At 41.6% G+C, this 20,068-nt stretch carries 17 protein-coding genes; 15 read left to right on the top strand and 2 right to left on the bottom strand.

Features of this window, described 5'->3' with window-relative positions:
- The first annotated feature begins 31 nt into the window (after nt 1–31).
- Together CD03_RS0115910 and eutJ are read left to right on the top strand one after the other, a co-directional pair.
- Nucleotides 32–979: a 2-hydroxyacid dehydrogenase gene (locus CD03_RS0115910; protein ID WP_027294504.1), complete on the top strand. Its 948-nt coding sequence runs from the start codon at nt 32–34 to the stop codon at nt 977–979.
- Between the two features lie 19 nt (nt 980–998).
- Nucleotides 999–1,817, top strand: coding sequence for an ethanolamine utilization protein EutJ (gene eutJ / locus CD03_RS0115905; protein ID WP_027294503.1), 819 nt, complete (start codon nt 999–1,001; stop codon nt 1,815–1,817).
- 218 nt (nt 1,818–2,035) lie between these two features.
- Here eutJ and CD03_RS38905 read toward each other — a convergent pair whose 3' ends face one another.
- Nucleotides 2,036–2,158 carry a hypothetical protein gene (locus CD03_RS38905; RefSeq protein ID WP_255348091.1) on the bottom strand — a complete coding sequence of 41 codons (123 nt, stop codon included), beginning with the start codon at nt 2,156–2,158 and terminating at the stop codon, nt 2,036–2,038.
- Between the two features lie 306 nt (nt 2,159–2,464).
- Here CD03_RS38905 and CD03_RS0115895 point away from each other — a divergent pair, with 306 nt between their 5' ends.
- From CD03_RS0115895 to CD03_RS33690, 5 genes are all read left to right on the top strand, one after another.
- Complete coding sequence (locus CD03_RS0115895; protein WP_044289421.1) at nt 2,465–2,899, top strand: MarR family winged helix-turn-helix transcriptional regulator; 435 nt, start codon at nt 2,465–2,467, stop codon at nt 2,897–2,899.
- 18 nt (nt 2,900–2,917) lie between these two features.
- Complete coding sequence (locus tag CD03_RS0115890) at nt 2,918–4,645, top strand: ABC transporter ATP-binding protein (protein WP_027294501.1); 1,728 nt, start codon at nt 2,918–2,920, stop codon at nt 4,643–4,645.
- Nucleotides 4,645–6,504, top strand: a complete 1,860-nt coding sequence (locus CD03_RS0115885) for an ABC transporter ATP-binding protein (RefSeq protein WP_027294500.1) — start codon at nt 4,645–4,647, stop codon at nt 6,502–6,504. Before CD03_RS0115890 ends, CD03_RS0115885 begins: the two co-directional genes overlap by 1 nt.
- 218 nt (nt 6,505–6,722) lie before the next feature.
- Complete coding sequence (locus CD03_RS0115880) at nt 6,723–7,076, top strand: Hpt domain-containing protein (protein WP_027294499.1); 354 nt, start codon at nt 6,723–6,725, stop codon at nt 7,074–7,076.
- Nucleotides 7,077–7,091: 15 nt separating this feature from the next.
- Entirely contained in the window at nt 7,092–9,221 is a 2,130-nt protein-coding gene (locus tag CD03_RS33690; protein ID WP_044289419.1) for a GGDEF/HDGYP domain-containing response regulator, read from the top strand.
- Nucleotides 9,222–9,258: 37 nt separating this feature from the next.
- On the opposite strand, the gene CD03_RS37890 is transcribed toward CD03_RS33690, so the two are convergent.
- Nucleotides 9,259–9,423, bottom strand: coding sequence for a hypothetical protein (locus tag CD03_RS37890; RefSeq protein ID WP_156042920.1), 165 nt, complete (start codon nt 9,421–9,423; stop codon nt 9,259–9,261).
- A 104-nt stretch (nt 9,424–9,527) separates the two neighbouring features.
- Here CD03_RS37890 and CD03_RS0115865 point away from each other — a divergent pair, with 104 nt between their 5' ends.
- From CD03_RS0115865 to CD03_RS0115830, 8 genes are all read left to right on the top strand, one after another.
- Complete coding sequence (locus CD03_RS0115865; protein ID WP_027294498.1) at nt 9,528–9,767, top strand: FeoA family protein; 240 nt, start codon at nt 9,528–9,530, stop codon at nt 9,765–9,767.
- A gap of 12 nt (nt 9,768–9,779) precedes the next feature.
- Complete coding sequence (gene feoB / locus CD03_RS0115860) at nt 9,780–11,927, top strand: ferrous iron transport protein B (protein ID WP_027294497.1); 2,148 nt, start codon at nt 9,780–9,782, stop codon at nt 11,925–11,927.
- A gap of 655 nt (nt 11,928–12,582) precedes the next feature.
- Nucleotides 12,583–14,334, top strand: a complete 1,752-nt coding sequence (locus tag CD03_RS0115855; protein WP_027294496.1) for a cache domain-containing sensor histidine kinase — start codon at nt 12,583–12,585, stop codon at nt 14,332–14,334.
- Nucleotides 14,334–15,845, top strand: coding sequence for a response regulator transcription factor (locus CD03_RS0115850; RefSeq protein ID WP_027294495.1), 1,512 nt, complete (start codon nt 14,334–14,336; stop codon nt 15,843–15,845). The genes CD03_RS0115855 and CD03_RS0115850 overlap by 1 nt, the downstream gene beginning before the upstream one ends.
- 92 nt (nt 15,846–15,937) lie before the next feature.
- Nucleotides 15,938–17,284, top strand: a complete 1,347-nt coding sequence (locus CD03_RS0115845) for an ABC transporter substrate-binding protein (RefSeq protein ID WP_027294494.1) — start codon at nt 15,938–15,940, stop codon at nt 17,282–17,284.
- A 51-nt stretch (nt 17,285–17,335) separates the two neighbouring features.
- Nucleotides 17,336–18,223 carry a carbohydrate ABC transporter permease gene (locus CD03_RS33685; protein WP_044289417.1) on the top strand — a complete coding sequence of 296 codons (888 nt, stop codon included), beginning with the start codon at nt 17,336–17,338 and terminating at the stop codon, nt 18,221–18,223.
- Nucleotides 18,220–19,062, top strand: a complete 843-nt coding sequence (locus CD03_RS0115835) for a carbohydrate ABC transporter permease (RefSeq protein WP_027294493.1) — start codon at nt 18,220–18,222, stop codon at nt 19,060–19,062. The genes CD03_RS33685 and CD03_RS0115835 overlap by 4 nt, the downstream gene beginning before the upstream one ends.
- A 13-nt stretch (nt 19,063–19,075) precedes the next feature.
- A complete protein-coding gene (locus CD03_RS0115830; RefSeq protein ID WP_027294492.1) occupies nt 19,076–20,068 on the top strand; it encodes a zinc-dependent alcohol dehydrogenase in 993 nt (330 codons plus the stop codon).

The raw sequence follows: 20,068 nt of genomic DNA, 5'->3' as shown, positions 1-20,068 counted from the left end.
TAATTTTACCAAAGAATAAAGGAGTAATTTCATGAATATTGTAATGTTAGAATCCCTTGCAGTCAGCGAGGATATATTAAAAAGCTATATAAAACCGCTGGAAGAAGCAGGACATACCTTCCGCGCATATGAAAAGAGCAGTGATGAGGAAGTATTAAAGGAAGAAAGCAAAGATGCGGATATCCTGATACTGGCAAATATGCCGCTGAGACAGGAAGTAATTCGCAATTGCAGCCATTTAAAATTTATAGATGTGGCATTTACCGGTGTAGATCATGTAGATCTGGAGGCCGCAAAAGAAATGGGAGCTGCCCTTAGTAACGCTTCCGGATATTCAAATGAATCAGTAGCAGAGCTTACGCTGGGCATGATACTCTCACTTCTTCGAAATGTTCCTCAGGTGGAAGCACGCTGCAGGGAAGGAAAAACGAAGGATGGTCTTGTTGGTTTTGAATTAAAAGGAAAAACTGTGGGAATCATAGGTACAGGAGCAATCGGAATGCGTACCGCACAGCTTTGCAGTGCATTCGGCTGTAAAGTCATTGCCTATAATGGATTTTCAAAGAAGGAGAACAGTGAACTGATCACTTATATGCCGTTAAAAGACTTGTTGGAAGAAGCAGATATTGTAGCACTCCACTGCCCGTTAACGGAACAGTCCCGCCATCTGATCAACCAGGAGACCATTGGATATATGAAAAAATCTGCGATCCTGATAAATGCTGCAAGAGGACCCGTAGTGGATTCAGATGCTCTGGCAAAGGCACTGAATGAAGGACGCATTGCAGGAGCAGGCATCGATGTATTCGAAGTGGAACCTCCGCTTAATACCGATCATCCGCTGCTTCATGCGAAAAATACCATTGTAACTCCCCATGTGGCATTTGCTACAAAAGAATCTATGGAAATCAGAGCTGAAATTGTGTTCCGAAATATCGACCAGTGGTTAAAGGGCGAGCAGATCAATAAAATATTGTAATTACGGGAGAGTTTTTTGAATGAATATAGAAAAAGTAAATGAGTACATGAAAAAGGTCACAGAAGCTGAGACAAAAACTTTCCCCTATAAAGGCAAGTTAAAGGTAGGATTGGACCTGGGTACGGCATACATTGTAATTGCTGTATTAGATGAAAATAATCAGCCCGTGGCATGTGAAAAGCAAAGTGCCAGAGTATTGAGAGACGGTGTTGTGGTAGATTATCTGGGCGCACTTGAGATTGTTAAAAAATTAAAGGCAAAGCTGGAAGAACGTTTGAAATGCGAATTGACACAATGTGCGATTGCAATGCCGGCAGGTACGCAAAGCAGTTTAAAGACCCATACTTATGTAGCGGAAGGGGCGGGGTTCGAGGTAATCAATATCCTGGATGAGCCATCTGCCGCCAACTCAGTCTATGAGATTAAAGATGGAGTAATTGTTGATATCGGAGGCGGTACTACAGGGCTGGCAATCATCAAAAACGGCAAAGTAGAAGAAATTCAGGACGAGGCAACAGGAGGAACCCATGTGACCCTGGTTCTTTCCGGAAGATATCACATATCTTTTGAAGAAGCCGAGGTAATGAAACAGGATTACAGCAATCATAAAGAAATATACCCGGTTGTAAAACCGGTTTTCGAAAAAATGGCATCCATTGTCAACAAATATATCCACGATCAGAAAATCAAAGGAATCTATCTGTGCGGAGGAACTTGCTGCCTTACAGGAATAGAGGAGATCTTCGAGAAGAAGACAGGAATTAAAACAATAAAGCCGGAAAATCCGTTTTTGGTGACACCGGTGGGTATTGCTATGAATTGTGTGTTTATCCAATAACGAACAGCCCGCCACAGCCCAGGGGTTCCAACCTGCTGAGAAAACCAGCTTTGTATCAACGAATGCTATCTCGGAAAGATGGGTGTGGGAAACTGGTATGGGCGTAGGAAGCGTAGAGCAGAGCTGAGTATTTACTTACCTTTCCGAAGTGTTTTTTGGCGGATAGTATTCGACTGGCTCCCATCGGATACTAAGCGGGCAGTGAGCTGCGAAATGCATCAGGATTTCGGAGCGAATGCCCGCGTGCCGCCAAAAAGCGCTTCGGAAAGGTTAGAAAATACCAGTTCTGCGGCCAGCTGACGGAGCCCATGCCAGTTTCCCACACCCATCTTTTCGTACACTACCTACATCACAAAGCGTCATTACTCAGCGAAACCCAAATTTAAAATGAAATTATTCGCTGAAGTATTAAAAAATCTATTCATCTAATTTATGAAATCTTCAAACCCAGATCAATTGTAAATTATCATAAATCTATCCGTAACAGAAATCGATAATCTAAAGCATATATTTTCCGAAAAATGAATTCCAATCCAAAAACAACAGATATCTCCCTCCATTATCAAAAGAGGTATTGACTCCCGTCACATATAGCGATATAGTTAGTATACTAATAGTTAGTTGACTAATGATAGGAGGTATTACAAATGAATATAAATATTAAAAAAGATTCCCTCCACCTGCTTATCTCAAGGACATTTCATGCCCAGAGAAATATGATCCGCCCCAAACTTCTGGAAGCGGGACTTTGTGTGGGGCAGCCTAAGGTTCTGCATTATCTCTATGATCATGGAGCATGTATGCAGAAGGAACTGGCTTCGTTTTGCAATGTGGAGCCGGCTACCATGTCGAAGATGCTGGATACGATGGAAAAGAACGGATTGATAAAACGAATGGATGTAGCGGGAAACCGCCGGGCATTTCACATTGTACTGACGGATGCAGGGCTTGTTTCCCTTGGAGAGTGGGAAAAAATCTGTGAAGAGGCAGATGAAAAAAGCCTGCAGGGATTTACAGAAGAAGAACGGGAGCAGTATCGGAATTTTTTAAACCGGATGTATGAAAATATAAACGGCAAATAGCGGGAAGGAGAATGTGCAATGATTCAGAAATTCATGAGATATTTTCATAATTATAAAAAATATCTTTACATCAGCTGCATTTGTGTAGTGCTGGAAACCATGTTTGAATTAATTATTCCCATGATTATGGCAGATATCATTGACGTAGGCGTGGTGAATAAAGATGTTCCGTATATCTTTCTGAAAGGTTCTCTGATGGCATTGTGTGCTCTTTTATCACTGTTTCTGGGAATCTTATATGCCCGTTTTGCGGCACTGGCGGGACAGGGATTTGGGGCAGAGCTTCGGGGGGAAGAATTTCGCCGGCTTTCGGAGTTTTCCTTTGGGAATATGGACCGGTTTTCTACTTCCTCACTGATCACCAGGCTTACCAGTGATGTAGCTGTTCTGCAAAATGCCATCAGCGGAGGAATACGGCCGGCTGTTCGGGCACCTGTCATGCTGGTGATGGCAATCACGATGTCATTTGTGATTAATGCCAGGCTGGCACTTGTCTTTGTAGCAGCAGTACCGATTTTGGCTGTTGCACTTATTTGCATTATAAGGAAACTGCGTCCCATGTATGGAAAAATGCAAAAAGCTGTTGATATGGTGAACCGGGTGACCCAGGAAAACCTTATCGCAATCCGGGTTGTGAAATCATTTGTCCGGGGAAATTATGAAAAGGAAAAGTTTGAAGAAGTAAATGATAATCTACAGTTTACCAGCGAAAAAGCTTTTCATACGGCAGTGCTTAATATGCCATGTTTTCAGTTTGTGATGTATTTTACCATTGTGGCTATTCTCTGGTTTGGCGGCAATCTGATATTTGTGGGCAGTATGAAGGTTGGGGAACTGACCGGTTTCTTAAGTTATGTACTGCAGATATTGAATTCCCTGATGATGCTTTCCAATGTATTTATGATGCTTACCAGAAGTGTTGCGAGTGCAGGACGTATCCAGGAAGTCATGGAAGAACAAAGCGAAATCAAAGATGACATGGCAAAAGATATAGAAGTAGGAAGTGGTAGCATCGATTTTGAACATGTCAATTTCAAATACAAAGAGGAAGCAGAAGAATATGTACTCAGCGATATTACATTTCACATCGAAGCAGGGCAGACCATTGGTATTATAGGCGGCACAGGATCTGCCAAGACATCTCTGGTGCAGTTGATTCCGCGGCTGTACGATGTGACGGAAGGAACCGTTAAGATTGACGGTATCGATGTAAAAGAGTATCCGATGAAGCATTTGAGAGAAGCAATCGGTATGGTATTACAGAGAAATACATTATTTTCGGGAACGATCCGGGAAAATCTGCTCTGGGGAAATGAAAAGGCGGATGACAGTGAAATTAACCGGGCATGTCATATTGCATGTGCTGACGAATTTCTGAAAAAGATTCCCCAGGGTCTGGATTTTGATCTGGGTCAGGGGGGTGTCAACGTATCTGGTGGACAGAAGCAGCGTCTCTGCATTGCCAGGGCATTGTTAAAACGTCCTAAAATACTGATCCTGGATGATTCTACAAGTGCGGTGGATACCGCAACGGAAAAGAAGATCCGGGACGGACTGGAACAGTACATGGGAGATACCACAAAGATAATAATCGCCCAGAGAATCAGTTCTGTCAAAAATGCAGACCAGATTATTGTATTGGATGACGGGCATATCAATGCGATAGGGACCCATGAAACGTTAGTGGAGACAAACCCCATTTATCAGGAAGTATATACTTCGGGACAGGAAGGAGCTGATAAATAATGGCAAAAGTAATAGGATATAAGAAGCCCAGAAACATCAAGAAAACCTTAAAAACTATGCTGCGCTATTTTAAACGCCATATCTTTGCGCTATGCCTGGTGACGGTTATGGTTATAATATCAGCGGGAGCCAATATTTACGGCACTTATCTTTTAAAGCCTATTGTAAACGATTATATCGTTCCCGGAGATATACCCGGGTTAATTAAAATGCTGCTCTTTATGGGAACCATGTATCTGACCGGAGTTTTATGTACCTTTGGTTATACCCAGTTGATGGTGAGAACGGCACAGGCAATGGTAAAGGAAATCCGAAGTGATCTGTTTAGTAAGACCCAGAATCTGCCGCTGTCTTACTTTGATGCAAAGACCCACGGCGAGTTAATGTCACGGTTTACCAATGATATGGATACGGTACAGGAAGGGTTGAACAATAGTTTCACCATGGTAATACAAAGTTTTATTGTCACTGTGGGAACGATTGTAATGATTGTGGTTTTAAATGCCAGGCTGAGTCTCGTTGTTTTTGTATCTTTTATCTGTATGTTTGCATTCATCCGTTATAGCAGCAAAAAAAGCCAGAAGTATTTCGCACAGCAGCAAAAATATCTGGGAAGCCTGAACGGGTTTGTAGAAGAAATGGTGGAAGGCGCTAAAGTGGTCAAGGTGTTCAACCATGAAGAAGAAAATATCCGGGAATTTGAGAGGAGAAATGAAAAACTCCGGGCATCTGCAACAGAAGCGCTCACTCATGGGGGACGAATGGTGCCGGTAATTGTCAGCATTTCTTATCTGAATTATGCGATTTCAGCGTGCATTGGCGGTTTGTTTGCAATCAGCGGGCTGATGGATCTTGGCAGCTTATCCAGTTATCTGGTATATGTACGGCAGACAGCAATGCCGATTAATCAATTTACTCAGCAGATGAATTTTATACTGGCGGCAGTCGCAGGTGCGGAGCGGATATTTGAAGTTATTGAAGAAGCAGAAGAGGCAGATGCTGGAAAGACTACACTGACGCCGGTGGTTGCAGGCGCAGATGGAAGCCTGGTGCCATGCAGGGAGCGGGATCATCACTGGGCATGGAGTTGTCCTGACAAAGATGGAAAAGAAGTTCTGGTTCCCATGAGAGGAGATGTACGTTTTCATGATGTATCCTTCTCTTATGAAGAAAATCATGAAATTCTGCATAAATTAAATCTCTATGCCAAGCCAGGGCAGAAGATCGCTTTTGTGGGTTCAACAGGAGCCGGAAAGACTACCATTACAAATCTGATCAACCGTTTTTATGAAATTAATCAAGGCGTCATCACCTATGATGGAATTGATATAAAGCAGATCAAAAAGGATGACCTGCGCCATTCATTATCAATGGTTTTACAGGATACCCATCTTTTTACCGGAACAATTGAAGAAAATATCCGGTATGGAAAACTGGATGCGGATCATGAAGAGGTGGTTGCGGCAGCAAAGCTTGCCAATGCCCATTCCTTTATCCGGAGGCTGCCAAATGGATATCAGACCATGCTGCACAGTGACGGAACCAATCTTTCCCAGGGACAGCGCCAGTTATTGTCCATTGCCCGTGCGGCAATTGCTGATCCCCTGGTACTGATACTGGATGAGGCAACCAGTTCCATCGATACCCGTACAGAAAAGCTGATCGAAAAAGGCATGGATAAACTGATGCAGGGAAGAACTGTATTCGTCATAGCTCACCGTCTGTCCACCGTTCGAAATGCCAATGCCATTATGGTTTTGGAAAATGGCTGTATTATTGAGCGTGGAAGCCATGAGGAATTATTGGAACAAGAAGGTAAATATTATCAGCTTTATAATGGTATGTTCGAATTGTCATAGGGACAACAAAATATTTTTGATGAAGCCTGGATGCCACGTAAACCACGGATTAATAAAGGATATCTGGCGAGATATGCAAGAAGTGTAACTTCCGGGAGTACAGGCGCTGTACTGGAATAAACAGGCATTTTAAAAACCTGCTCTGAGTCCAAATATCATTGACTATTCAGGTTTACACCTTTATAATAGATATAAAGTGAACAGGATAGGAGAAGGTTATGGAAATAAAAAACGTATATGAGGAATTAGGGCAGGAAAATTATTCCGCCGTTAAAGATCGTTTTTGTGGCAATGAAAAATTGTTAGAGAAATTTGTGAAAAAATTTCTTCTGGATCCTACGTATGAAAAACTGGAAGAGTCTGTCAGCGCAGGAGACCGGCAGGGTATAGAGATAAATGCCCACACATTAAAGGGGGTTGCCGGTAATCTGGGATTTTGCAGCCTGCAGTCAGAATGTGCGGAACTGGTTGGCTGTATCAGATTAGATAATAATGAGCAGATTCCGGAGTTATTTGAGCGTGTAAAAAGCACCTATACGAATATCATACAAGTAATCAAAAAACTGGATTAGGGCAGAGGGTGGACTATGGAACAAAAAAGAAGAACCATTTTAATAGTCGACGATATGGAGCTGAACAGAGCAATCCTCAATGAGATGTTTTATCAGAATTACAATGTACTGGAAGCCTGTGACGGTGAGCAGGCACTGCAGTTAATTTCTCAGAAAAAGCATGAGATTGATATTATACTGCTGGATATTGTAATGCCTGTAATAGATGGATTTGGAGTATTGGAAAGTCTGCAGAGGCAGAATCTGATGGAGCGCCTGCCGGTGGTTATGATTACGGCAGAGAATTCGGAAAGCGTTATGAAAAAAGGCTATGCAATGGGAGTTACGGATATTATAACGAAACCTTTTAATCCAGACATTGTAAGAAGGCGTGTAAAAAATGTACTTGCTTTATACAGCAGGCAGGAGAGCCTGGAAGAACTGGTTGAACAACAGACACAGGCGCTGCGCAATCAGACCAGACAGCTTCTGGATGCCCTTAGCAGTATTATAGAGTTTAAAAATATGGAATCGGGTCAGCACATACTCAGAATTCGTATCATAACAAAGTTTTTACTACAAAAATTATCTAAGAAATTTCCGGGATATGATCTTACCGCAAAGCAGATAGATACCATATCAGAAGCTGCTGCAATGCATGATATCGGAAAAATCGCTATTTCCAATTCAATTTTAAATAAACCGGGAAAGCTTACCGCTGAAGAATTTGAGATTATGAAAACTCATACGGTAAAAGGATGTGAGGTAGCAAGAAAATTAAAATATATACAAAACCAGGACTTTATGGGATACTGCCTGGACATTTGCCGCCACCACCACGAGCGCTGGGACGGCAAAGGGTATCCTGACGGTCTGAAAGAGGATGAGATCTCCATATGGGCACAGGTAGTATCTCTTGCAGATGTCTATGATGCGCTTACAAGCGAACGGGTGTATAAGCGGGCTTACAGCCATCAGGAAGCCTTATATATGATTCAGAATGGTGAATGCGGTATATTTAATCCCCGGCTTTTGAAATGTTTCATGGAAAATGCAGATGAGATGTATCAGTATCTTTTAAATTTGACGGATGAAAATGCAAGTACCTTCGGTTATGAGGACGAATACGAGCAAAAAACAACGGCCAATATGACAAATATTTCCGACCGCACCTTACAGTTATTGGAGCTTGAGCGGGAAAAATATAGAATTATAACGGAACTGTCAGGTGATATCGTGTTTGACTATGACACGCAGAGAGATCTGCTAAGCTTCTCAGAGAAATTCAGGGAAGTTTTTGGAAGAAATATCATAATAGAAGATGCCCGGCACTGGATGCAGAACAGTGGTTTTTTGTATGAGCAGGACAAAAGCAAGTTTATAAAGCATCTGATGATTCTTACCAGTCAGAATGTAACCTGTAAAGTTCAGGTGCGTCTGATGGTAACTCAAGATACTTATGAATGGTTTGACGTCTATGTCCATTCCATCTGGAATCAGGAAACCGGTGAGTGCCTGACCCTGATGGGCAAGATGGTCAACGTAGACCAGCGTTACAAAGAACTGGAGCAATGGAAGAAAGTAGCCAATACCGATGCCTTAACAGGTCTGTATAATAGAAAGGCATTGGAAGAGAAGATCAGTGAGGTGCTGGTCAACGAGCATGCACAGCAGTCAGCACTTTGTTTTATAGATTTGGATGATTTCAAACAGGTAAATGATGGTTATGGACATCCTTACGGAGATGAATTATTAATTGAAATTGCCAGACAATTGAAAGGCTGTGTCAGAAGTACAGATATTACCGGCAGAATAGGCGGAGATGAATTTATTGTACTACTTCGCAATATAAAATCGGTTCGGGATATGATGGAAAAAGCATCACAGCTTTGTCATACTCTCGGAAAAGGATTTAAGGGATATAACTATTCCGTCAGCATCGGAATTGCGGTATTCCCCGAAGCCGGAAAGACTTATGAAGAACTGCTCAGCCGGGCTGATCAGGCATTATATTGTTCCAAAAATGCAGGAAAAGACCAGTATGTGATCTATGGTGATGATACGGCAGAGATGCCATTTCGTTCTCTGTTATCAGAGGTGGACAGCTTTGTGCAGACCGAAAATGAACTGGCCAAGATTTTAAATAATGCGGGTATGGAAAAATAAGGCGGATATAACTGCCTTATTTTTTTTACCCTTTTATTTAAACATTATATGTTACAATCGTCCATTTTTCATTTTGTTTCATTAAAAAGCAGGGAGTATTTATTTTTTTACGGTAATAGTATTCAAATAATTTTTGAAAGAAGCGGTAGTCTAAAAATAAGGCAATATTTTCGTTTACAGTCATATATACATCTCCAATCATTCAAAAATATTAGTATTCATGTAACCATATGGCCTCCGGCAGCATACATTAGAATATAGTATCATACTGCTCTATTCTAATTATATTCCGGAGGAGAGAAATATATGACGCATATTGTACAACTTACTGAATTAAAAAGGGGAGAAAAAGCAGTGATTACAGAGCTGATCTCTTTTAAAGAAATGAGGCGCAGGCTTCAGGATATGGGAATGATAGAGGGGACAACAGTAGAATGTGTGGGAAAAAGTCCTTTGGGTGACCCTTGTGCTTTTTTAATAAGAGGTGCAGTAATTGCTCTTCGAAAAGAGGATGCGGGAAGTGTAATGGTAGAATGCAGTGATTAATAGGAGGTGCTTATGGGACTAAACAGGACATCATCAGGAATGAATTCTGTTGACAAAGAACTCGTAATTCAAAAAGAAAGAGAAGAAGATAAGGTTATTGCACTTGCCGGAAATCCCAATGTAGGGAAAAGTACTGTTTTTAATCAGCTGACGGGCATGAAGCAGCATACCGGTAACTGGCCGGGGAAAACGGTTGCCAATGCCCAGGGATATTGCTCTTATGGGAATCAGGGTTATGTAATGGTGGATATTCCGGGATGCTATTCCCTGATGGCACATTCCATTGAAGAAGAAGTGGCAAGAGACTTTATCTGTTTTGAACATCCGGATGCAGTCGTGGTAGTTTGTGATGCAACCTGTCTCGAACGTAATCTGAATCTGGTATTGCAGATACTGGAAGCTTGTGCCAATGTAGTAGTTTGTGTCAATCTTATGGATGAAGCAAAGAAAAAGCAGATTAAGATACAATTAGAATCATTATCTGAAAAGACAAAGGTTCCGGTAATCGGAATAACAGCAAGAAGCAAAAAAGGTCTGGATCAGATCTTTGAAGGTCTGAATCAAATCTGGGGCCAAACAGAGAACAAGGAACCACTGGTGACCTATCCTGATTATATTGAAGATGCCATTCACCAACTGGAGCCAGCCGTAGAAAAATTATGCAAAGGAGTACCAAATTCCAGATGGCTGTGTGCCAGACTGCTGGATGCAGATGACTGCCTGCGTAAATCAATGCGGCTGCATATCGGAAATGATCTTCTGGAAAATGAAGAGATACATAATATCCTTTCCGATATTAAATCCAATTTGTCAGACTCAGAAATTTCCAGAGAACAATTGAGTGATGATATCGCCTCTGCCTTTGTAAAGAAAGCAGAAGATCTATGCAGAGATACGGTTGCTTTCGAAGATAAATCCTATAACCGAAAAGACCGCCGGCTAGACCGTTTATTCACAAGTAAGGTAAGCGGGTTTCCGATAATGTTCCTGGTCCTGCTGTTTGTCTTCTGGCTTACAATCACCGGGGCAAATTATCCGTCACAGCTTTTGAGCAAGGGCCTATTCATGTTGGAAGACCAATTAGTATTATTCTTTCAAAAAATAGGTGCCCCCACAATATTATATGAAATTCTGGTATTTGGAATATACCGGGTACTGGCATGGGTAGTGTCCGTCATGCTGCCGCCAATGGCAATTTTCTTCCCTTTGTTTACACTGTTAGAGGACTTTGGATATTTGCCGAGAGTCGCATTTAATCTGGACAGGTGTTTTAAAAAATGCCAGGCGTGCGGGAAACAGGCTTTGACTATGTGCATGGGGTTTGGCTGTAACGCAGCCGGCATCATCGGCTGCCGCATCATAGATTCTCCAAGGGAACGTTTCATAGCAATCATCACCAATAATTTTGTCCCCTGCAATGGAAGACTGCCAATCTTAATATCAGTAATTTCCATGTTTTTTGTAGGAAAGGTAACCGGAGTGTTTTCCTCCCTGTTGTCAGCAGTCATTTTAGCAGGAATTATTGTACTTGGCGTAATAATGACCCTGGTAGTATCCAAAATACTGTCCAAAACAATATTAAAAGGAATGCCATCATCCTTCACTCTAGAATTGCCGCCTTACCGAAGACCGCAGATCGGAAAAGTGATTGTGCGATCCATCTTTGACCGTACACTCTTTGTATTAGCCCGTGCAGTAGTGATTGCAGCACCTGCAGGACTGGTTATCTGGCTGATGGCAAATCTGTCAATTGGAGATATGACCATATTAACCCACTGCACCCAGGCACTGGATCCCTTTGCAAAGATGCTGGGTATGGATGGTGTTATACTGATGGCGTTTATACTGGGTCTGCCTGCAAATGAAATCGTGATCCCGATTATGATCATGACGTATATGGCACAGGGCAGTCTGATGGAAATTAATGACCTGGATGTACTAAAACAGCTGCTGGTACAAAATGGCTGGACCTGGGTTACGGCAGTCAGCACCATGCTGTTTACGCTGATGCACTGGCCCTGTTCCACAACGTGTTTAACCATACACAAAGAGACGCAGAGCATAAAGTGGACGCTGGTCTCGGTGGTGGTACCAGCAGTTGTGGGGATCGTGGTGTGTTTTGTGTTTACATCGGTGGTAAGGCTGCTTGGGATTGGGTGAGATTATTATGAAATAAGTGGGAAAATGAGAATTCAGGAGTTGCAGAACCTGGCAGGCAGTAAGTCAGATTGGGTTTATTGCAACTCCTGTGAAATAACAGGAGCAGGTTCTGTTGTCCTTCAACAAAGATTTGAAGCTTTGAAAACTCGAATGAAAGTTTTGCCGACATGAACTGTGGTATCCTAATCAGCCCGTCATCAATGTCGATGACACTGATGTGAATAAGAGTCGGATTTAAATTTGAATCCCTTGACCTGGTACGCAATGGCTTGACATCTACCTTCATTCTATTGAATTTGATTGGCTATATGTGTTAATCACTTTTCCGTGATCCATTTCAATGACGCTGTCACATAATAAGTATAGTAATAATAATATATTCTAAACATATTGTCAATAAAAAGGTAGATTACAAAAAACGACATGGTAAGTGATTCAAAACTGCGTCAGGGCAGGATTAAATCAGTTAGTAAATCATAAAAAATAGCACAAATTAGAATATTTTTCCACTTCAATAAGAAACGCTGGTTGCTATAATGATAATAGAATAGAAATGTATGCAGCGGGGATATACAAAATGCCTGCTTTGTGGCCGTTGCAGTAATACACAGAAATTTAAAAGGAATGAACCAATCTTCAGCGAAAGGAGAAGTGGATGAAAAAACTAAAGAATATGGGACTTGCCAGGAAGTTTTCTGTCACAATATTATTCAGCCTGATACTGCCGCTGGTACTTCTTTTTAGTATCATGAACAGTGTAATCGCCAGTGAATTTATGGAGAAGCAATATGAAAAGGAACTGGAAGTATTAAAACAGTCGAAGCCCAGCCTGGAAAATGTGCTGGAGGATACCCAGACTTTATCCAGAAATATTGTGGGAAACAAAGAAGTTCAGGCACTGTTGGAGGAATATGAGAAGTCAGGTATGGTGAATGAGGAGACCTTGAGCAGAGCTAAAATATACATTGAAGAAATGATCTATATGAAACGTTATATTTCCTCCCTGTCCCTATTCAGCAAAGGAAAGACTCTGTATCAATATGGAGGATATTATAAGAGCGAAGATATCTTTGATTTGCCGGAGCTGGAAAAGGAGCTGGGCGAACTGGATGGAAAACCTATGTGGGATTCTGCCAGAATGCATAGGGGATATATAGCTGGAAAAGAAAACTGCCCCATGGTGTCTGTATACCGTATTATCAATCATCTGTATCGTCTGACTCCCGTGGGAGCAGAAAGAATCAGTATCAGTGAAGAATACCTTTGTTCATTATATGCGTCTGCGGAGTCATCGGAAGAAGATCAGTCATACATATTTGATGAAGATGGAAGAATTGTTTCTGCCAGAGAAAAAGAGCTGCTAACAGGGAATGTATCAGAAGAGATTGTAGAGAGAGTGAATGGACAGGATGGATATTTCGTGGAAGAAAAACACGGACAGGCAGTTTTTTATTACAAAGTTCCGATTACAGGCTGGACGGTAGTTCGGACCAAAAGTATGAGTGTTTTGCAGGAACAGATTCGCATGATCAACAATATTATCTGGATGTGTCTGACGCTGGCAATTTTCTTTGGTTTTGTGTTTTCAATAGTACAGAAACGCTCTGTCATTGATCCGGTGGTTAGATTGGCAAGTGACGTAGAAAAGGTGGATGAAGGGAATTATGACATTAAACTTCATACTGGAAACCAAGATGAGATTGGAATGTTAAATCAAAGTGTCATTCAGATGACTTCCCGTATCCGGGACTTGATTGAGACTGTCTACAAAGGGCAGATTCATATGAGAGAAGCGGAAATCCTGTCTCTTCAGGCTCAGATTAACCCTCATTTTCTGTATAATACTTTAGATACCATGAGATGGATAGCCATAGAGCATGAAGAGGATTTGCTGGCATGTCAGATAGAAGCATTATCAAGTATGTTCCGCCACGTACTAAATAACGGTAAAGAAGTGACCACTGTAGAGGAAGAAGTTGCTCATCTGAAAAATTATCTGGAAGTACAGCACTGCCGTTTTGGGGAAAAGATACAGGTAGAGATGAATGTGGATGAACAGCTATATTCATGCCGGGTATTGAAGCTGATTCTTCAGCCGCTGGTAGAAAATTCCTTTGTTCATGGGTTGGAAGAAAAAATTGGGGGAGGAAAGATTTCGGTTTCTGTGACAGGGGAGAAGGGAGCAATTGTTTACCGGGTTACTGACAATGGGGTTGGAGTGGATGCGGTAAAAATACGGGAGATATTGAGGACAGAAAAACAGACAGGAAAGATATACGCACTGAAAAATGTAAATGATAGGATTAAACTTAAGTATGGAGAAGCGTATGGAGTAACTTTTCAATCGAAAGTAGGAGAAGGAACAGAGGTAGTGGTTCAGATTCCCATGGCACTAATGGAGGACTAATGATGAAAGCGTTGATTGTAGATGATGAGATGCATATTAGAAATGGATTGCAGAAAAGTGTAAAGTGGAGAGAACTTGGAATAGAACAGATATTTACAGCAGAAGATGGCAGGGAAGCACTGGCAGTCTGTCTAAAGGAAAAGCCGGAGATTCTAATTACGGATATCCGGATGCCTGGAATGGATGGACTTACATTGGCACAGGCAGCAATTAATAAGGCCAAAGTGAAAAAAGTGGTGATACTAAGCGGTTTTTCTGAGTTTGAATATGCCAAAACAGCGATCCGTCTGGGAGTGGTGGATTATCTTCTTAAGCCAGTGAAGCTGGAAGAATTATCAGTTCTTTTGAAAAGAATGGTAGAAGAAATCCGTCTGGAGTCCAGGCAGAAGGAATTACAGAACCAGGAAATGGTATGGGAAGTGATACGGGGAACAAAATCTCCCGGAATACTTCGAACATTATTTGGAGAGAACCAGGGAGAAGTACTTCTGGCTGTATTAGAGAGAGATGTTCCTTATGGCAGATGCTTTTCCGTTTTAGAAATAAAGACAGAATATATGCAAATTCTGACAAAGATGGAGAATGAAGTGGTTCTTCTTTTTCAAATAAAGGGAAAAGATGATCGTACAGAGTATCATAACGTATTCTATCAGGAACTACATGCAATAAACCGAAGGCAGAATACCGGGTGCAGCTGTTCCATAGGGGTCAGTGAAAGAGGGCAGCTTAAGGATATCTGCCGGTTGTACCGACAGGCACAGGAGGCATTGAAACACCGCTTTTATAAAGGAAACGAAAACTGTATATTTCATGAAGAAGTAGAGGAGAATGAGACAAAATTTTACCCTTTATTGAACTTAGATAAAAAGGCTATTTCGGAAAGTGTTTCGTTGTTTCAGATAGATTTGCTGCATGATCAGATTCACAGGCAATTTGAGTTTCTCAGGAAAGAAAGATGCATGGAAGAAAGGGTTGTTCAGGAACTGTGTCTGGGGATACAGAATATTTTATTTGAGAGCATGATGGAGAGAGGGGTGGACATTGCAGGAATTTTGAATCAGAATCAGGAGTTGTTTTCCGGGCAGATGTCCTTTTCTTCTATTACAGATTACGAAGCCTGGATATCCGATTATTGTTATCTTCTGTTAAAGGGATTTGAAGATTTGTCGGGGAAGAGATACAGTGCAGTTATTTCAAAGGCGGTGGATTACATTAATCAGCACTATTCAGAAGAATTGTCTCTGGTACGATTGGCAGAGAATGTCAGTAAATCTACCAGTTATTTTAGCTGCATATTTAAAAAAGAAATGGGTGTGAATTTTAATGAATATTTGAATCAAGTGCGAATCAGAAAGGCAAAGGAACTGCTACGTGTGCCGGACGCAGTTATTTATGAGGTGTCAGAGAAGACTGGATTTTCAGACTATAAGTATTTTACCAAGGTATTTAAAAAGCAATGCGGGTGTTCGCCCAGTGAATATGTCAAAACCGGAGAATGTAAGATATCGTAAAAAATTGCACATAATCGAATTTTTGTCCTCTGTAAGCGGAAACAAATAAAAGGTAAAATTAAGTTACCAAATGAAACAAAGGAGGAAAAGGAATGAGAAAAAAAGGTTTAGCAATGGGACTTACTGCACTGATGACAGCTGGGCTTTTGACTGGATGTGTGAGTGGACAGACTCAGACAACAGAAACGACAAAGGTGCCGGAACAAAAAGAGACAACGGCTAAGGACACGGAAGCAAATACGAAAGGGGCTGAAAAAACATCAAGTGAAAGTTCTTCAGAGGACGTGGTCACTTTGGAGCTGTTCTGGCAAAAATCAAATACCAATGTTATTCAGGAGATTATTGACAAATTCGAGGCGGAAAATCCCAATATAAAAATTGAATTGACAGCAACTTCCTCGGATACGGGAAAGCAGATTTTCCAGACCAGAATGGCCACCAACGAACCCATGGATTTAGTGCAGCATTGGCCATCACAGGCTGAATTCAGGGCTATGTGCAAGGAAGGCAGAATGGTGGATTTGTCTGATTATGCATGGAATGACAATATTATTGATACCTATTATGACATGTCTACCGTAGACGGAAAGTTATATTCTGTGCCCCTCTCTATTAACGCAGGTGTTGTAGCGTATAATAAAGAAATTTTTGAGGCAAACAATCTGGAAGTTCCCAAGACCTGGGCTGAGTTGGTTAAGGCAGCGGATACTTTGAAAGCAGCAGGAGTTACTCCTTTTATTTTCAGTAATGGTGATAAAGAAAACTGTTCTCAGAAATTCCATATTATGACCGCAGCGGTTGCAGATGACAAGTGGAATCCATATGATTTCTATGTGGGAATGTATGAGGGAAGTGGAGCAAAATTTGCAGACAATGAGTACTCGAAGAAGGCTGCTGAACGTCTGTATCTTCTTTCCAGTGATTATGCACAGCCAGACCCTATGAGCACTAATTATGATTTGGCAATGCAGATGTTCGCAAATGGTGAGGGAGCAATGATGATTGCCGGAACCTGGGCACAGTCAGACATTGAAAAGAACAACCCGGAGATTCAGATGGGTATGTTTGCAATGCCGGCAGATGATGGAGTTAATATGTTGATTTCCGGAATTGACCCTGGTATTGCAGCCATGACAGGTACCGGGAAAGAAGAGTATGCGGCAAAATTCCTGGAGTTTGTGACCAGAACAGAAAATGCACAAATTTATACAGATTATGATAAGTCCCCAAGCCCGATTAAAGGGGTAAAGACGGACAATCCTACCATTGATCTGATGCTGAGTTATATTGAAGAAGGGAAAGCAATACCCTGGTGGCGTGATTATATCAGTACTGGTGTAGTCAGTGATGAAGCAGATTTGGCACAGGCATTTTTAATGGATGGTGATTTGGATACTTTCTTAACAGGTGAGGAAGAAATTGTACTGCGTAAGGAATAGGGAAAAAGCGGGATGAATTCCCGCCTTTTCTAAAACAGAAAGGAGGCCTATATGAGAAAGAACAGTATCAGCCACAAAAGAAATGTTTCTTATATGCCTGTCATCGCTATAGCGTTACTTTTATATACCGTATTTTTTATTGTTCCGGCTGTTTACAGCTTCTATTTTAGCCTGACAGACTGGAATGGTTTTTCTCTGGAATACAATTTCGTAGGCTTAAAAAATTTTGTGAAAGTATTTCAGGATAAAGACCTTTTTAATTCTGTGAAATTTACTGTTATCTATACAGTAGTTATCAATGCCACAACGATACCCTGTTCGGTGATTTTAGGTGTTTTTCTGACAAAAAAATTAAAAGGTGTTAATTTCTTCCGTTCCGTGTTTTTTTATCCGGCCATTATTTCCATGTTATCTCTAGGCTTGATTTTTAATGAAATCTTTCGCCGAATGCTTCCTATGATTGGGGATGGTTTGGGAATTGGGTTTTTGCAGACCAGTTTGTTATCTACAAAGACTGGGGCAGTGATAGCCGTAATCCTATTGGGGTTCTGGCAGAATTTATCCATTCCTACCGTTTTGCTGATTGCTGCACTGCAGAGTGTACCCCAGGAGCTGACAGAAGCGGCGAAGATAGACGGGGCAGGTGTGATGGACAGATTTCGCGTCGTGACATTTCCGTTTCTGGCATCTACCCTGGTGATCTGTTTCGTAAAAGGAATCCGGGATGCCCTGGTAGTCTTTGATTATATTATATCGCTGACACAGGGGGGACCTGCTAAAGCAACCACCTCTATGGGATATAAGATTTATCTGATGGGAAGTACAGACATGAAGTTCTCCCAGGGATGTGCTACGGCAATTGTTCTATTTTTTATCATTGCCCTGGTATCGTTTCTCATCATGAAGGTAATCGGGAGAGGAGGTATTGAGCAACAATGAACAATATGCGGACGAAGAAAAGAATTACAAATATTTTGACTTACTTCTTTCTGGTATTCTGGTTTTTATGTATTGCTCTGGTGTTATATGTAACGATAGTTAATTCTTTTAAGACACAGGTAGAATCCAGCAAAAGCTTTCTGACACTTCCGGAGGCATTTCAGCTCGATAATTATATTGCTGTATTCCAGAGAAGCGGATTTGTACAGGCAGTGGGCAATACCATCTTTTTTACATTGATTTCCATTATCATAGTAGCCGTTTTCGTGCCAGCAGTGTCCTATGCGGTGAACCAGATGATCCATCTTAAAACGGGAAAATTTTCTTTATACTATATAACAGCAGCGATGTTTGTTCCTTTCCAGATTGTAGCATTACCTTTATCCATGTTTATGAAAGCTCTGGGTTTAGGAAACCGGCTCAGTATTGTTATTATATTTATCACTTATCCATTGATACAGGGGGTGTATCTGTGCAACGGCTATCTGAAGACAGTGCCAAAAGAACTTGCGGAATCCGCCTATGTGGAAGGTGCAGGCACCTGGAAAACTTTTTTTTCTATAGTATATCCAATCATGAAACCGATGACAGCCACCATCATTATCACCAATTTTTTGTGGATGTGGAATGAGTTCCTGATTTCACTGATGATTCTGGGGGCGGACAAGAAGACACAGACTCTGCCATTATTCATCTACAGTTTTAAAGGACAGTATTCCATTGAGTATAACCTGCTGTTTGCGGCAATAGTATTGTCCTCTATTCCACTGACGGTAATGTATGTGTTCTTACAGAAATATATTGTAGCAGGTTTGGCAGGCGGAGCAGTGAAGGGTTAGGTAGGATGATGTTATGAAGGGTTTACATTATATTGGAAATAGACAGGCCAAGATCAGGGAGATGGAGATTCCCAGGCCAAAGACGAAGGAAGTATTAATAGAGGTAACCCTATCTGCACTCTGCGGCAGTGAAAGAAATGATTATGAACAAGGCTGTTCCTTCGTGTCAGGTCATGAGTTTGTGGGAATTGTAAGGGAAGCAAAGAATTGCAGAGAGTCAAAGCCCGGTAACCGGGTAGCTGTAAATGTAATAAAAGGCTGTGGGAAGTGCTATTACTGCAGAATGGGAAAATCCCAATTCTGTGAGTCCATGATAATCTGTCAGGGAGGACATGCGGAATACGTCTGTGTACCAGAGGAATGCTGTTTGGAGATACCGGAAGATGTAGAGGATCGGGCTGCGGTTTTGCTAGGGGGGGATACCCTGGGGGTTGCATATCGTGCAGTACAGAAATTACCGGCAGGGATGGGGAGGGTGGCATTGGTAATTGGGGCTGGGCCAATTGGTCTTGGTGCCGTGTCACTACTAAAATATTACGGATATTATGTTGTAGTCTGGGAAATGAATCCGGTACGGATGAAATATGCACTTCTGACCGGAGCCGATGAAGCAATGGATTCTGTAGATTTAAATTCAGAACAGAGGATAAAAGAATTGACGAATCGCCTGGGGGCGGATGTGGTATTGGAATGTTCCGGAAATCCGGTGGGACAGAAAAATGCACTTCATGCAGTGAGGCCGGAAGGTACCGTAGTTTTCTGCGGAGAGAACTACAAAGGGCTGACGATTGTACCTTCCGAGGATATTATACATAAGGAGATTACGTTGACCGGAGCTTTTTATTTTACAGGACAGGATTTCTATAGTCTCTGTGAATTGTACAGGAGAGGATTTGAACCGGGGAAAGCAGTCAGCCATATCTGGAACCTTGCCGAAGCCCCATTGGCATGTAAGATGTTTTTTGAGGGAAAAACCGGCAAGGTCTTGTTGGAGAGGAAGGTGTAG

Source organism: Robinsoniella sp. KNHs210 (assembly GCF_000686105.1).
GTDB lineage: Bacteria > Bacillota > Clostridia > Lachnospirales > Lachnospiraceae > Robinsoniella > Robinsoniella peoriensis.
This window is presented reverse-complemented; position numbering and strand designations above follow the sequence as displayed.

Excerpts from the sequence above, each read along its gene's own strand:
- CD03_RS0115910 (WP_027294504.1), top strand. The coding sequence starts at position 32 with ATGAATATTGTAATGTTAGAATCCCTTGCAGTCAGCGAGGATATATTA.
- eutJ (WP_027294503.1), top strand. The coding sequence starts at position 999 with ATGAATATAGAAAAAGTAAATGAGTACATGAAAAAGGTCACAGAAGCT.
- CD03_RS0115895 (WP_044289421.1), top strand. The coding sequence starts at position 2,465 with ATGAATATAAATATTAAAAAAGATTCCCTCCACCTGCTTATCTCAAGG.
- CD03_RS0115890 (WP_027294501.1), top strand. The coding sequence starts at position 2,918 with ATGATTCAGAAATTCATGAGATATTTTCATAATTATAAAAAATATCTT.
- CD03_RS0115885 (WP_027294500.1), top strand. The coding sequence starts at position 4,645 with ATGGCAAAAGTAATAGGATATAAGAAGCCCAGAAACATCAAGAAAACC.
- CD03_RS0115880 (WP_027294499.1), top strand. The coding sequence starts at position 6,723 with ATGGAAATAAAAAACGTATATGAGGAATTAGGGCAGGAAAATTATTCC.
- CD03_RS33690 (WP_044289419.1), top strand. The coding sequence starts at position 7,092 with ATGGAACAAAAAAGAAGAACCATTTTAATAGTCGACGATATGGAGCTG.
- CD03_RS37890 (WP_156042920.1), bottom strand. The coding sequence starts at position 9,423 with ATGATTGGAGATGTATATATGACTGTAAACGAAAATATTGCCTTATTT.
- CD03_RS0115865 (WP_027294498.1), top strand. The coding sequence starts at position 9,528 with ATGACGCATATTGTACAACTTACTGAATTAAAAAGGGGAGAAAAAGCA.
- feoB (WP_027294497.1), top strand. The coding sequence starts at position 9,780 with ATGGGACTAAACAGGACATCATCAGGAATGAATTCTGTTGACAAAGAA.
- CD03_RS0115855 (WP_027294496.1), top strand. The coding sequence starts at position 12,583 with ATGAAAAAACTAAAGAATATGGGACTTGCCAGGAAGTTTTCTGTCACA.
- CD03_RS0115850 (WP_027294495.1), top strand. The coding sequence starts at position 14,334 with ATGATGAAAGCGTTGATTGTAGATGATGAGATGCATATTAGAAATGGA.
- CD03_RS0115845 (WP_027294494.1), top strand. The coding sequence starts at position 15,938 with ATGAGAAAAAAAGGTTTAGCAATGGGACTTACTGCACTGATGACAGCT.
- CD03_RS33685 (WP_044289417.1), top strand. The coding sequence starts at position 17,336 with ATGAGAAAGAACAGTATCAGCCACAAAAGAAATGTTTCTTATATGCCT.
- CD03_RS0115835 (WP_027294493.1), top strand. The coding sequence starts at position 18,220 with ATGAACAATATGCGGACGAAGAAAAGAATTACAAATATTTTGACTTAC.
- CD03_RS0115830 (WP_027294492.1), top strand. The coding sequence starts at position 19,076 with ATGAAGGGTTTACATTATATTGGAAATAGACAGGCCAAGATCAGGGAG.